This window comes from Croceitalea sp. W27, from assembly GCF_055693185.1.
In genome coordinates, this window is the sequence record NZ_CM146327.1 from 1074081 (window position 1) to 1091430 (window position 17350).

The window sequence follows — 17350 nt, forward strand, 5'->3', positions numbered from 1 at the left end:
TAAAAAATCATGATACCGTTGAGATGCTAATATAATCGGTTATTTACATAACACCCATATTTATCAACATCTTAAAGCGGTTATACAACATAAAATTGTAGTAGTTGTTCTTTCGATGTTTTTTTGAGGTTGGGTTCATTGAATCCAGCCCCAAACAAAATTACCTAAATGAACTTGAAAGCATTCTTATTTGGCTTCGCCTTATTTATAAGTTTTTCTGCTACCGCTCAACTTAGTGACTTACATTATTTACCACCTTTAAAACAGGGGCAGAACAATGCCGGTATTAGAGAACAGGCAGTATATCTTTCTACCCCTGAACCTACGACATTTGCCGTAAACGTCTACCGCGGCACCAATGCAACCCCAGTGGCGACCTTCAATATTTCTAATGTGAGCCCTGCGGTTTATTCAATGACTAATGGGGATAATAATATCATTCTTGTAAACAATGCAAATACCGGGGTGGTCTTAACTAATAGTGGTCTGCGTTTTGAGTCGCCAAGTGGCAATAAGTTTTATGTAAACTATCGAGGTAGTAGTAGTGCCCAATCGGCTTCATTAACCTCAAAAGGTAGGGTAGCCATGGGTACCAACTTTAAATGGGGTGGCGTACCGAATAGAGGTTCTCATCCTTCAAAATCAAATACGCTGGGTATTATGGCTACGGAAGATAATACAACCGTTAATCTTTTTGGCTATGATCCCGATTGTGAATTTAGAGTTGGTACCAATAGAGCAGGTATAACCGCCAACACTCACCAAATAACCTTAGATGCCAATGAATCTTTTGTGTATGAAACATACATTGGCGACACACCAACACAGGCACATGAAGATGGTTGGATCGGAGCATCAATCATCTCTGATAAAGATATTGTAATCAGTAATGGCTCTATGAACTTTGGTCGCCAAGTAGGTGCACGAAACCGTGATGCAGGAATTGACCAACCAGTACCCGAAAACCGTTTAGGTAAAGAATACGTTTTTGTTCGAGGCAATGGAAATTCAAATGGTTGGACTGAATTTCCCTTGATTATAGCCATATCGGATAATACTCAGATTTTTGTAAATGGTTCGACAACTCCCATTGCCACGATTAACAATGGTGACTATTTTGAAATACCAAGCAACTTCTACTCTGCAAACGTTGCAGGGGCCAATATGCTGGTACAGACCTCGAAAGATGTTTACGCTTATCAATGTATGGCTGGCGCCACGACGCCATATACACAAGGCTTAAATTTTGTTGCCCCGGTAAACTGTCTTTTGCCCGATGTCATGGATAACATTCCTGATATCAGAAATATGGCAGGAACAACAGTAACAGGAGGCATGACCATTATTGCCGCAGTAAATACACCAGATGCGAACATTATAGTTAATGATGGTAATGGCCCGGTTACTTTGCCGGCTTCCAATCCTGTAGCCGGTTCTGCCGATTGGAAGACTTTTTACATTCCAAATTTAAATGGAGATGTCAGTGTTGCATCCACAGGCCCTATGGCTGTTGGTTTTTTTGGATTTAATGGTGCAAGAGGTGTAGCGGGCTATTTTTCTGGTTTTGATACCGTTCCTGAGGTAACTCTAGAAATACGAGGTGGTAGCGGTTGTTTTGTTGGATCTGAAATTTTTGAGGCAACAAATAGTAATTTTGACGCTTTTCAATGGTATAAAGATGGTGAAATTATTCCAGGTGCTAATAGTCCAATTTATTCCCCAGATGGCGCGGGCGAGTACTTTTTAAGAGGTACTAAAGGCCCTTGTACTTACGATAGCAACTCTATTCTTGGGTTATATTGCGACCCAGATATCCATATTGAAAAAACGGTAGATAATTCGGAAATTATGGAAGGTGAAACGGCTACGTTCACCATTCGGGTTCAAAACTGGGGTGTAGGTCCTTTGACCAACCTACAGGTTACGGATAACATTCCAGCAGGGCTCACTCTAGTCAATGCCTTTACAATAACCGGAAGTTTTAGTGGAAACACCTGGGATATCGGAACCTTGGATGGTGGCGAAGTTGCTGAGTTAGAACTTGAGGTTAGGGCTGATGAAATAGATACCTTACCGCTACTAAGTTTAACAAACACGGCTACTCACACCCAAGACCAAACCGACACAAACTTGACGGCAGATAGCCCATCCGCAAAAATTGTAGTTCACAATGATTTTGATAATGACGGAGTAAAAGATATTTTAGATTTAGATGACGATAATGATGGTATTTATGATGAAGACGAATGTGAAACCTTAGCGTTCAATATTTCCGGTGGAGGTAGTCATGCCAGTAGTTTAGTAACCGTTGAAAATTACCTAATCCTAGATATTTTTAGTTTAGATAATTCTTTCAACTTAAACCTTAATGGTACCGATATTGCGGGAGAAATTCAATTTCAAACAGGGGCGGGCGGAAATTTTGCAACATTCCTTGATGGGTTTGGATATGGGGAAGATGGAAATCCACAAATTTATACATTAACTGGCTCAGAAGGGAGCCCATTATTAAGAGTTGTCATAAATCAATCCGGTGAATTTGAACTGTTTGGAACAAGGACATCAAATGGCATACTTGAACCAATGGTCTTAACAACACCTGCCGGTACTTTTTCATGGAATGCCTCCGGGAATAATTCCATTACTGTTGGTCAAGCCGTGGTGGGCCCTACAAATATGTCTGGCACGCTACTAACAGCAGGTTGTGATACGGATAATGATGGCTTCCCAAATCATTTAGATTTAGATAGTGATGGTGATGGCTGTAGTGATGCTAATGAATTTTATAAAGATAATAATGCAGATGGAGGTGACGGAGGCGAATTTGGCACTGGAACTCCTGTTGTAGATTCTAGTGATGGAACAGTAAATGCAGCATCATACAATCAAGTTTTTGCTCCTGAAATTCTATTGGGCAATACCTCGGAAGATTTAGGCGGAAATGATATTAATGGTCAAAATGTAAGCTTGGGCCAAACCTTTAATTATGTACTTCGTTTTCAAAACACAGGCGACGATAATGCCGTAAATTTCACTATAAGAGATGTTTTACCCAATAATGTCACCTTAGATAATATAGACGTGACCAATGCACCAGGAACTACCCATGTTTACGACCCAACAAACCAAAATATAACTTTTACGGTACCTGACAATCTAGTGGAAATTGGTGATCCAGAATACAAAATTGTCATTACGGTAAGCATTGCCAATAATTGCTCAGATTTTGTTTCTGCTTGTTCATCTACCTTACAAAATAAAGCTTACTCCACTTATCAAGGTGAAATCAATACCTCGGTATTTACCGATGAGGGCGGCTCAAGTTCCATAACCGCATGCCCTCGAACACCTGAGATTGCAAGCAACTCGATATCGAACGATCTTGCTGGCTGTAATCAAGCAAGAACGGTACAGTTGTGTGGTGATAACACGATTTTAACCGCAGGTTCTGGATTTACGACCTACAATTGGATTTTAGACACTAATGGAAATGGTGTTGTAGACGGTTCTGATACTGTTTTAAACGACGGGGACCCCGATGGGGATCCAAGTACATTGCTTGTCACCAATATTGGAGATTATATTGTAGAAAAATCTGGCGCTAGTGGATGTTCAGATTTGATCGAACGTATTACTGTAGAGCGATTTGGCACGACCCAAACAAACCCAATAATCAATTATTTCAATCAGGTCAATAGTGATACAAATGCTGATAACGATTTGCAAGGCGAAATCGTAACCTGCTCAATTGACGGTGATTTATTACCAAAAATATTTTTATGCGGTTCAGCAGATGAAGCACTCATACAATTGGGTATTACCGATGCACAAAGTATCGTATGGGAAAAACTCGATGAGACCAGTTGCTCGGACACTGGTGACGATTGTGCAAATAAGAATGGTACTTGTGCTTGGAATAACCTTCAAACCGGAGATAATTTTACAGCAACTGAAAGTGGTGAATATAGAGTTGTTATCAACTACTTAAATGGATGCTTTAGTCGTTTTTACTTCGATGTTTTCAAAAATGTATTGGATATTGACTACACCTCAGCAGACATATTATGCAGCACACCAGGTAATATTAGAATAACCAATGTTGGTGCAGGTTACGGGTTTCAATTACTTGATGCGACAAATGACAATATTATTGTTCCCTTCTCGGCAAATAATGGGCCCAACTTCGATATAAATACTAACGGCACATATAAAGTTCAAGTTGTACAATTAAATCCAAGTGATAACACTCCGATTGCCGGAAGCTGTATTTTTGAAACTGAGGATATCGGAATTCAAGAAAGAAATTTCAGTGTAAGCCTAAGTACTACCCCAGAGGACTGTAACCAATTGGGTACCATTACTGTTCAGGCCTTAAATGCTTTACCAAACTACAGTTATGAACTACGCTTAGATGATGGAAGTAATGGTGGTCTTGGTTCTTTGGCAAGCAATCAACCCGTATTAAACGATAACTCATATACGTTTTCAAATGTTAATCCAGAAGATTATTTGGTCGTAACAAGAACCCAAGATGGTTGCTTCGATTCGCAACAAATAACTGTAGATGCTATTCCAGAATTAACACTAACTGCAGTTACATCACAAAATATTACCTGCAATGCCGGTATTGTAAATCTTTCAGCTGCTGGTGGCCTACCAAGCCCTAACTACGAAGTAGCTATATGGAGTAAAGATGGTGTTGAATTATATGCGGATGAGGCATCGGTTCCAGATTCAGATTATCAAACAACATCAAGTTTTCTTTTTGGATATCGCGGAACACCTAGCGCATACTTTCCAAACGAAGATGGTGATTATAGGTTTATAGTAAGAGATGGTAACGGGTGTTATGCAATATCAAATGCTGTGCGGGTAGATGATTTAGGAAGCTTGTCTATTTCAGCTTCTGATTCCGGTATTGTTTGTGCAGATTCAGCCACCGCTTCACTAACGGTGTCCGTTACAGGTGGTACATCACCGTATCAATACAGTTTAGATGGTGGTGCCAACTATCAAAATGCGGACACGTTTGTGAATCTTCCAGCCGGACTTTATACCATTACCGTAATGGATTCAAGTAATGGAACCAACTGTGTAGAAAACTTTGATTATGAAATAGTACAACCGTTCAGATTGACTGCATCACCCTCGGTAATTGAAGATGCTTCCTGTAATCCTGCAGGGGCACTTGTGAAAATATTGAATGCTAATGGGGGCCAAGCACCATATGAGTATAGTTTTGATGGAGGAAGTAATTTTGGGGCGATTAGCGAACAAAACTTATTGCCTGGCACATATCAATTGGTTTTAAGAGACAATTTGGGTTGTACTTTTGATATGGACTTCACTGTTCCTACCAATGTGAATGACCCTAGTTTTCCTTATACAGTAGATTATTCATGCAACGGAGAAGGAATAATTACTATTAACCCATCGAATACTTCTGATTTTACTTACTCGTATGCTTTAGATGGAACACCAAATACGCCGACCACAAATAACGTTTTTGAAAATGTTACTAATGGCGTTTACACGGTAAATATTGATTATACTACTTCAATAGCCCCAGGACAAACTATACTCTTTAATGAGAATTTTGGTGCTGGACCAACTACTCAAATTGGCGAGATAGGAACCGATTATTGTTATGAGCCACAAAATGGGACAACTACCAATTGTAATAGGGGGCCAGCAGGAATATTGGTGAATGGAGAGTACACCGTAACTAACTTTATAACCAACCCTGTTTCATTCTGGACCAGCCCTCAAGATCATACAGGTTTGACCGATGGCAGGTTCTTGGCGATTGATGTGAGTACTTTTTCCGATACGGGTAATCCGCAACTTAACAATGTGCTATGGGCAAGACGAAATCTTGAGGTCTTAGCGAACCGAGAAATTACATTAGATTTTTGGGCCTATAACTTAATGAACCTTTCTGGTGCTGGTAACAATCCACAAGTATTGGTTGAAATTTTAGATAATACCGGAACTGTAATTTACAGTGAAGTAACCAATGAAATTCCTAAAAATACCGGCGATACCGATTGGCATCAACGAACCATAACATTTGATCCTGGTGCTAATACGGATATCGACATTGTTTTCAGAACAAATGTGAATAGCAATGATGGAAATGATTTGATTTTAGATGATATACAGGCATATCAATTACCAGAAGTTTGCGCTGAAACTACAGATATCACTGTTGTTGTAGAAGATGGACGCGCTTTTGATGGGGCTATTACCTCATTCTCTAATATTACTTGTAACACGGGTAATGATGGAAGCATCACTTTTGAAGTAGAGAACTTCGATACCTCTTTTGAGTACCAAGTCAACGGAGGTGGTTTTTCTGCTCCGCAAAGTACAAGTCTCATAACACTTACAGGACTGTCTGTCGGAGATTATGATATTGATGTTAGAACTACGGATAATCTAGGTACTAATTGCTCAGTTTCTTTTAGTCAGACATTATCAGAACCTACTCCCGTAGTAAGTTCGGTATCATTGACTTCTCAAGCAACTTGTACTAATGGTGCAACCCTGACCGCTTCTGCCTCTGGTGGAACACCAAACTATTCGTATCAACTAGAAATAAATGATGGCGGACTAACGGAGGCCTCTTATAATATTACTTCGATAGAAAGACCATTTCAAAATACAGCGATATTTCTTAATGTACCTGAAAATGCAGCTGGGGAATCTTACGTTGTACGGGTTAGGGATACAAGTGGTTGTACTGATGTTATTGACAATGCAATTGTGGTCGATGGTCCACAGTCAGTAGCTTTTAACACGGTACCTACCGCTTGTTATTCAGGTAATAATGATGGTTCTATTGTCGTAAATGTTACTTCGGGTAATGGTAATTATGAATTTAGGTTAGATGGTGGTCCGTGGACTACACCTTCTCCATCCGCGGCAACAACACATACTTTTTCGGGTCTTGCCAATGGCAATTACAATGTTGAGGTGAGGGACCAATTAGGTTGTCCGGTAACATCAAACGCACAGGCCGTAATTCTTAGTCCTCAATTAGTAGTTGATGTTGCTGTTGTAGAACTTAGTGCTTGTGGTGATGGCTCAATTACCATAAACGCTAGTGGTGGCAATGGCACTTTAGTTTATGCCATCGTTCCGGCCAATACAAGCCCTACAGGATTTAGCACTACAAATACCCTGACCATTACTGAAGCTATGGCCGCGGCAAACCCTAGTGGGTATGACGTTTACGTTCAAGACAACAATGGTTCACCTGCAATATGTTCATTTTTACAAGAAGATATCATTTTAACACCAGTAACATCTCTATCTGTGAACGCGGTTCCAACAGATCCCGAATGTTTTGATGGGCTTGGCTCTATTGAGGCTACTGTAGGCGGTGGAACTGCCCCCTACACATATACTTTAACGGATTTATCTACTGGAGACGGTATAGACTATGGCAGAAGCGATACAAATGTTTCTGCTACAAACCTAACATTCAATGGTATTGGTGTAGGCGACTATGAAGTAACTATTACAGATGTGAATGGCTGTAATATAACATCGTCAACCGTAACCATTAACAACGCTACAGAAATAACTGCAGACATATTGCCCATTCTACCTGCTAACTGTACGAGTACCTTAGAAAGCGATTTTGGTTTTGAGTTTGATAATGTCATCACTCCAACAGGTACGGTAGAATATAGTAATGACGGTGGAACAACATGGCAAAGCTCAGACGAATTAAGAGGTACCGTAGCCAACCCTACTTTCTCTGGAACAGAAGTTTTCCCTTCTATACGAGTTACCTTGGCAAGTGGCACTATCTGTCAAAAAGATTTTGACCGTTATATCATTCCTTTCCCACTAGACGATTTAGATATTACATTATCGGCCGTAATTGTTGGTTGTAATGATTTACGCGTTACAGTTGAGGGTAGTGAAGGTGATGATACTGGTGGATATGACTATACTTATACAGATGACCCGGCCAACTTTAATACTTTCATTACAGATCCTAATGTTTGGGTGAATAACATACCAAGCGGAACAGCACATACCTTTCAAAATATTGACCCTACGACACCTCAATATCCTGAAGTTCCACTCCTAGTTCCAGGTAGAACCTATGTGTTTTATGTAAGGGATGGTGCAGGCTGTATTAGACAGAGTAATGTAAATGTAAATGACATACCTGGTATTGGTTTGCCTATAGAGATAACTACAGATATTAGACCTACCTGTAATAGTGCCGCAAACGGAGCAATAACATTTAACTTAAATCCGACTACCTCTCATCCAAATATGAGATGGGAAATTTATGAGCTTGGCAATGCTACACCTATTGAAGTAAGCGGTGGCGGAGCGACTGCCATAAATGTAGCATACAACAATTCTATTACAACTACCGTTCCTCTTTCAGAAGGTGAGTATTACATCGATATTGTTCAGGTAGATGGATCTAACGTAGACTCTTGTCGTGGCGCAAGTGAAAATGCCTATGTACCAGAACTGGCACCACTTGCCGGAACCGCAGTCGTAACACGAAATATTTCATGTAATCTACCAGGTTTAATTTCGATAAATGGAATCTCTGGAGGCGGAGGGGCTCCTTACACTTATGATGTTAACGGACCTGCAGGGTTTACCGCTTTAACAGGCACAACTAATAATCCTGTGCAAATTCCTGTGAACTCCCCAGCTGGTAATTATACCGTTACACTATACGACCAGTATAGTTGCCCTCTAGTATTAAATACGGTTGCCTTAACCTTATCTCCGAATCCTACTTTAAGCGTATCTCAAGATAATTGTGAGTCACCTATTACGGTAACAGCTTCAGGTGCTTCGGCAGCAGGTAACCTACGTTATGCAATGGTAGCAAATGGAAACCCGGCCCCGACTACTTTTGAAGATAATGGAGGTGTATTTACAAACGTTACTCCAGGTTCCTACGACATATATGTGATTGATGGTAATGGATGTACAAATTCTCAATCGGCATTTGTTGTTGACCCTGTGCTGTCTGCAAGTGCTTCTCTAACGAAATTATTAGATTGTACCTCTAATCCTGAAGCTATTATCAATATTGAAGTGTTAGATGGTTCAGGAAATCACCAATACAGCATAACAAATACTGCCGGTGCAACACCGGTAGCGCAAACTGCGACACCTAGTAATAGCTTTGACTATCAAGCCCCATTACCTGGTGATTACACTATAACTATTTACGATACTAACACCCCAAGTTCAACAGCTTGTAATAGAACATTTGTGATAAATGTACCTAATAGAGTTGAACCGATTATAGACCCTACCATTGTCACCACAGATATCACCTGTATTGGTAACAATGATGGTACTATAACTATTTCAACAGCAAATAATGCTGGGGCCCCTTATGATTTTGAGATTACATCAATGGATGGAGCGTTAGTAAATATAGCACCAACAAGTACTTCGGCCACTTCGGCAACTTTTACCGGATTGGCCCCTACGACTACCACTGCTGGCTACATTATCACTGTCACTGGTGATGTTACAACCAATAATTGTAGCGTTGACAGTGCTTCCATAACCTTATCGGAACCCACGGCAATTACCGTACCCGCTCCGACAATTGTTGAATTTGGTTGTTCATCTGGTAATAACTCGAACAATGTATCTATTACTATCAATGATATTGCTCCACTTGTTCAAGGAGGTAGCGGAACTTACGTGCGATATGAATTTATAGAAGAGGACGACCCAAATACTGTGGCCGTAGAAGCTCCGGTGATTGTTCAAACAGGTCCTAATGCCACCTTTGTTGAGACGGATTTTGCAGGTGGTGTTTATACCATTAATGTTTATGACACCAATGGTTGTGCTGGCACTACGACGGCAACAATAAATCCTTTTGATGAGTTACAATCGGCTTCAATACTAATTGATGATGCCATATCCTGTTCAAATGGCGGTGAAGATATTAGCATAGCTGTTGTAGGCTCAATTACCAATCACACCTCTCACCCGAGTAACTACGAGTTCAGAATGTTGTCCAGCGGAACTGTTCAGACCTCTAATGTATTTACCGATTTACAACCCGGTTCTTATAGCTTTGCCGTAACTAACCTTAGCACTGGTTGCGAGACAATCATTACACATAACATAGTAGATCCGAACACCTTTGATGTAACTGTTAATAAATTAGCAGATGTAGTTTGTTTTGATGAAGATGGCAGTATAGAATTAACTTTCTCAGACAGTACTTACACCGGTGATTACGAATGGGAGGTTTTGAATACCGATGGTTCGTCGACCACAAGAACTGATGACGAAGGAACCTTTACCGGTTCAGGAACAACTGCTGCAATATCCGTTTCCGGAGGTAGTTTCATAATACGCGTTGTACAGGCTGCCAATCCTGAATGTGCTCAAGAAAGAGTGGTAACCATTACAACTCCAAGTGCAGCAATTACCTTGGGCACAATTGATTTAATCGATGTTGGTTGTACAAATAATCAAGGTAGCGCTACTATTAATCCACTTGGTGGACAAGCTCCTTACAATATAACATTGACAAATAATACAACTGGCACTCCTGTTACTATAACAAGTGTCAACGGACATATTTTTGAAAATTTGTCCGCAGCACAATATAATGTTTCAATAACGGACGCTTTAGGGTGTACTACTAATTTCACCAATGCTTTTGAACTATTGTTACCAGACCCTATTTCTGGTACCATTACCGCAACAGACTTGGTTTGTCAAGGGGATAATGATGGTACGGTTTCCATTAATTTGGACCCAAGAAATATAAGCACCACCTATAGATTTATATTGAACAAATATGATGATGGCAGCGGTAGTAATTTGATGCAGAGTTCTACCTCACAAACCTCAAGTTCATTTGATAATTTAGATGGTGGTTTTTATAGTATTAGTGTTATTGACGCTATTAATTGCACTTTTGAATCCGCCATCGTTCAAATCGTTGAACCTATTGAAACAAATGGTATGCTATTGACCACAGCTTCTTTAAGTTGTAGTAATGATGCTAGTTTAGAGCTCACGGCAATGGGTGGAACAGCACCATATGAATGGAGTGTTGATGGAAGCAACTTCAATGCAATGAATGAAATAAATGGCCCAAATACCCACTTGTTCCAAAATGTTACTGCAGGGGCATATCAATATTATATAAGGGATGGGTTCAATTGTATTTCAACAATTTCGAATGAGATTGTAATAGATCCTATCGAACCGTTAACATTGACCTTGGATACTACTGCAGCGGTAATTAATTGTAATGGTGAAAGTACAGCATTGATTGAGGCAATAGCTGATGGCGGATTAGGAAACTATCAATATGGATTGTTTGCCGATGCCGCGTTGGTCACAGAAATAAGACCATATCAAACTTCAGGTACTTTCACAGATTTACCACAAGGCACCTATTTTGTGAGCGTACAAAGTGAGGATTGTGAGACTACTTCCATGGAAATTCGTGTTGATGAACCATCGCCACTTATTGTAAATCCGACCATAACGGATATTACCTGTAATGGAGCAAATGACGGAAGTATTTTGGTCGACGTACAAGGTGGGTCTGGAGATTATCAGTTCGCTATTTCACCTAACTTAAATCAATTTAGAGACGAAAACAGTTTTGATGAGTTAGCCCCTGGTGATTATCAAGTTATAGCACAGGACAGAAATGGTTGTTTTGAACTTGTTGAATTTACTATTACCGAGCCGGATACCTTAGAAATGACATATACTTCTACTCCAGAAATCTGCGTAGGAGATGAGGATGGAACCATTACCGTCGCTATTGTAGGGGGCACAGCACCTTACAGTACAAGTTTAAATAGCAATAGCGATAGTGATTTTGAAGAAGGCAGAATAACTTATGAAGGTCTTCCAAATGGAACCTATGTAGTTTTTGTGAGAGATGCAATGGGTTGTTCTACCAATGAAATCGTAGAAATTGAAGCTGGGGCGAATTTAAATGTTGTCCCAGAAGTGATTTACGAATGTTCGGGAGATACCCCTACCAACCGATTGGAACTTACTTTTGAGGACCCGTCGGTAACATCATCACTACTTTACGGTTTGGATACCGATGACCCGAACAATATGGTATTAGAACCAAATTTTGAAGGAATGGCTCCCGGTGAACACTATGTCACCATTGCCCATGCCAACGGTTGTATAAATACCGTAACTTTTGAGGTAGAAGCGTTCTTACCACTTCAAATCGTTGCTGAACAGCAAGATATAAACGAAATTACGGCACTCGTTGAAGGTGGAAGGCAAGGATATACTTATTATTTCAAGGATGTCGATAACGGGAATGATAATAAATTCTATATCACCGCTACAGATACCTATACAGTAAGGGTAGTTGATGCAAATGGATGTGAATCTATCACCACTATTTTCATGGAGTTCATCGATATTGAAATACCTACTTTCTTTACACCTGATGGTGACGGAACCAACGACCTTTGGCTTCCTAGAAATATTGAGCAGTTCCCGAATATTTTTATTAAAGTCTATGATAGATATGGTAGACAAGTATACGAACTACCCGACAATGAAGAAGGTTGGGATGGTTTGTATAATGATTATGATTTACCGACCGGAGATTACTGGTATTTGATAAAATTACATGGTGAAAATGATCAACGCGAATTTGTTGGGCACTTCACCCTTTACAGATAATAAAAATTCAAAAAAGCCCAAATTAGCATAGCTGATTGGGCTTTTTTATTTTACTGTATCTATTGCGTAAATATTCTTTTCACTCCTTTTTGTAACATTTCACCTCATTGTTCGTCAAGTTAGTATAACAATCAAAAACGAATTCCAACTTGGAAACAATACTAACCGTAACTAACCTTACCAAGAAATTTGGCTATTTAACCGCTGTGAAAAACCTTTCGTTTACCATCGAAAAAGGTAATGTCTATGGCATTCTAGGCCCAAATGGAAGTGGTAAATCAACAACTTTGGGCATTATTTTAAATGTGGTCAATAGAACAGCAGGAGAATTTAGTTGGTTTGATGGCAATACCTCAACCCATGAAGCTTTGAAAAAAGTTGGGGCCATTATTGAACGGCCTAACTTTTACCCTTACATGACCGCAGAGCAAAACCTAAAATTGGTTTGTAAAATCAAAGAGGTTTCTCAAGATAAAATTCTTGAAAAATTAGAATTGGTTGGCCTTTTAGATAGAAAGAACAGCAAGTTTAAAACATATTCTTTAGGTATGAAACAACGTCTGGCCATTGCTTCTGCCCTATTGAATGATCCTGAAATTTTAATATTGGATGAACCCACTAATGGATTGGACCCTCAGGGAATTCATCAGATTAGAGAAATCATTCAAAAAATAGCCTCGCAAGGGACTACTATTTTGTTGGCCTCACATCTTTTAGATGAGGTAGAAAAGGTTTGTAGCCATGTCGTTATTCTCAGAAAAGGAGAAAAATTGTATTCTGGTCCAGTTGATGGTATGCTTGCAAGTCATGGCTTTTTTGAGTTAAGAACTAATAATATGGAAGCATTAAAATCGCTTTTGGAAAAAAATGCAAGTTTTGGTAAAATAGAAGCTAACAATGGAATTCTTACAGCATATTTAAAAGAAGAGATGAATGCTGAAGAATTAAACAAAGTGTTGTTTGAAAAAGGTTTAGTGCTTTCACACCTTGTAAAACGCAAAGAAAGTTTAGAAGAACAATTTTTGACACTAACCAAAAACAACTAACTAGCCATGGTACGATTATTACAGATAGAATTTATAAAACTTTGGAACAATAGGGCTAGTAAAGTTCTGATCATATCCTATTTTGTTCTTTTGACATCGATTGCTTTAGTAGCAGCTATAAAGTTTGATATTGGGCCTATAAAATTTCATTTGGCCGAAATAGGTATTTTCAACTTTCCATACATCTGGCATTTCAACACTTTTGTAACGGCCTTCTTTAAACTATTTCTTGCCATTATCATAGTATCTATGATGGCGAACGAATACAGTAACAAGACCATAAAACAGAACTTAATAGACGGTCTCTCCAAAAAAGAATTTATCCTATCCAAGTTTTTAACGGTTGTTTCTTTTTCGTTGATATCTACAGTTTTTGTATTCGTTGTATCACTTATATTGGGTTTGATTTATTCTGATTTCAACGAACTATCGATAATATTTTCAGATTTAGAATTTGTTTTTGCCTTTTTCATAAAGTTAATGGGCTTCTTTTCTTTCTGTCTTTTTCTTGGAATATTTGTAAAACGATCAGCATTTGCCCTTGGCTTCTTAATAATTTGGCAAATATTAGAAGGTATTACACGAGGTTTAATCAGATGGAAACTATTCGATGCCGATACCACTGACACCATAATGGGTTTCTTTCCGTTACAATCCATGTTCAATCTGATAAAAGAACCTATTACCCGATTGGAAGCCGTACAAACCGTAGCCGACCAGGTTGGTGAAAAAATTACACTTAATTATGGCGTTCATTGGTATGAGATACTTATAGTGCTCGCTTGGACAGCAATTTTCATCTATTTGTCCTATGCCCTGTTAAAGAAAAGAGATTTGTAGTATATTGCTTTTTGCATATGCTCAAAGATGTCTCAAAGAAACACTTGGATACTAATACTAACCTTTTTTCCGGTGCTGTTACTAGCTCAAGGAGAAACTTCAAATTGGTATTTTGGAAACAAGGCGGGCATACAGTTTCAAAATGATGGTACCGTAGTACCCTTGACAGATGGGCAAATAGACACTTTTGAAGGCTGTGCGTCGATATCCGATAGCTTTGGAGATTTACTATTTTACACAGATGGCATAACGGTATACACTAAAAACCATGAGGTAATGGTGAATGGCAATGGGCTCTATGGAGACCCTTCCAGTACGCAATCAGCCATTATTGTTCCAAAACCTCAAGACCCTGAAAAACTTTATATTTTTACCGTTGACACTTCTATTGCAGAGAACGATCCAGATCGCGGACTCAACTATTCTTTAGTTGACATGACTTTGAATAATGGGAGTGGTGAAGTAGTAGAAAAAAATGTAAGGTTGCTCGACCATTGTTCAGAAAAAATCACAGCAGTTGTAAAAGACTGTTTTGAGCAGTCGATTTGGGTTATGGCCTTTTCGACAGAAAATGGCTCCGAAGCTCCCTATAATACCTACCATGCATTCGAAGTTAATACTTCGGGGGTAGAAAAAAATTCTATAAGGAGTAGTTTCGATATTGAAATAGGTGATGCAAGAGGTTCCATGAAATTTAATGCGGATGGAAGTAAACTTGTAAGTGCTAATTCTAACAATGGTCTATTTTTATATGACTTTGATAAAGAGGTCGGTGTTGTTTCAAATCAACTAGTACTTTCAATAAACGGCGATAATCCATTTCCTTATGGGGTAGAGTTTTCCCCAAATCAGCAATTTTTATATGTACATTCATCAAACAATGCTCCTGCAAGCGAAGTTGGCACACATACATCATCTCTTGTTCAATTTGACATTTCACAAAATGATGTTGAAGGTTCTCAAATCATAATCGATGAAAGACCAATATTTCGTGGGGCCCTGCAACTGGGATCAGATGGCAGAATTTATAGGACCATAGCCGAAAACTATTTTAGAGGCACCCCAAATTTAGGAGTTATTCAAAATCCTGATGAAAAAGGAACAGCTGCAAATTACCTACACAATGCCATTACTCTTAATGGGCGAAATGGTACGCAAGGCTTACCGCCTTTTATACAATCGTTTTTTGATAAAACCTCCCTGGTTAAAAATACAGATGGAACAAAAAGCAATACCTTATCCATTTGCGTAAATGAAGGCTTTGTTCTTGAAGCGGAGCTAATCGCTGAAGCTACTTACAACTGGCAAAAAGATGGTATACCGATTTCAAATACTGGTGCTACTCTGCAAATAAATTCCGCACTCCCTGATGATTCTGGTAGGTATAGCCTAGAAATAATTTTACCTGACATCAATACATGCCCGATTATTGGCGAGGCTTTGATTTCAGTTAACAAACTACCAGAAACTCCGACAATATTTTTATCACAATGTGATATCGATGAAATTGACTCTCAAGACGGAATTACTACTTTTAACCTTGAACAGATTATCATCGATAATCATTCTTATTTTTTCTATGAAACTTTAACCGATAGTGAGAATAATAATTTTATACAAGAGCCGATAGGGTATCTAAATACAAATCCATTCACCAGCACTATATACTATAAGAAAATCAATGAATACGGTTGTGAAAGCCTTGGTGAACTTAATCTAGAAGTTATTCCAACGCTTACAAGTAATGATAGTAAGAGAACACTTTATACCTGTGATGAAAACCCAAATGATTTAATTCTAAATGGCAATTTTAATCTATTGGATGCCATTGATACGGTTACCTTAGAAAACTTTGAAGTGTCTTTTTATGAAAACAGAAACAACGCGTCGCTTGAAATAGAACCAATTTCCACAGTTTACAATAGTGAGCCGAACACTGTGTATGCCAGAATAGAAAATAACAATCAATGTGTAAATACCTTAGAAGTAGAATTAGTAATTAATCCAACTCCAAAATTTGATTTTCCCGAGCAAATGCTGTTCTGTACCGATGGTCCTCCTGAAATAATTACAGCACCTGATGGGTTTGATCTTTATAGATGGAGACAGGTGAATGCTAGTTCATCTTTTGAGCTAAGTAATGCAAGAGAACTTTCAATTAATAGTATTGGATTATATGAATTGGAAATAGGATATAAGTATGTTTTAGGAGGAGCGGTTTATGAATGTACGTTTGCCAAACGTTTTGAGGTATTACCCTCGAATAAAGCCATAATTGACAACATTAATATTCAAGATATTTCCGATAATAATATTGTAGAAATTATAGTTTCAGGTGAGGGTGATTATGAATTCTCATTGGACGGAACGAACTATCAAGATTCGAATATTTTCACAGATGTTCAACCGGGAATCTTTTCAATTTTTATTCAAGACAAAAATAATTGTGGTATCACTGAAGATTTAATTTCTGTTGTTGGTTACCCAAAGTTTTTTACGCCAAACGGCGATGGAATTCATGATTCTTGGCAAATCATTGGTCTAAATTCAGAATTTCAACCGAATAGTACGATTTCCATTTTCAATAGATATGGAAACTTAGTTGCGCTATTTAATGTAACTTCTAAAGGCTGGGATGGTACTTATAATAATAATCCCCTACCTGAAGCCGATTATTGGTTTAGAACCACCTTGGAAGATGGACGGATATTTAAAGGGCACTTTGCGTTAAAAAGATAATTTAGATCGGTATTTTTTGTAAA

General features: G+C 38.7%; 4 protein-coding genes. All 4 read left to right on the forward strand.

Annotation, left to right across the window (positions count from 1 at the left end; translation table 11 throughout):
- Positions 1–168: 168 nt before the first annotated feature.
- Positions 169–12702: a T9SS type B sorting domain-containing protein gene (locus ACZ1GR_RS04820; RefSeq protein ID WP_472611090.1), complete on the forward strand. Its 12534-nt coding sequence runs from the start codon at positions 169–171 to the stop codon at positions 12700–12702.
- Positions 12703–12851: 149 nt separating this feature from the next.
- Positions 12852–13748 (forward strand): ABC transporter ATP-binding protein, encoded by an 897-nt coding sequence (locus ACZ1GR_RS04825; RefSeq protein WP_472611091.1) that lies wholly within the window; start codon positions 12852–12854, stop codon positions 13746–13748.
- Between the two features lie 6 nt (positions 13749–13754).
- Positions 13755–14588 carry an ABC transporter permease gene (locus ACZ1GR_RS04830; protein ID WP_472611092.1) on the forward strand — a complete coding sequence of 278 codons (834 nt, stop codon included), beginning with the start codon at positions 13755–13757 and terminating at the stop codon, positions 14586–14588.
- 27 nt (positions 14589–14615) lie between these two features.
- Entirely contained in the window at positions 14616–17327 is a 2712-nt protein-coding gene (locus tag ACZ1GR_RS04835) for a T9SS type B sorting domain-containing protein (RefSeq protein WP_472611093.1), read from the forward strand.
- Positions 17328–17350 lie beyond the last annotated feature (23 nt).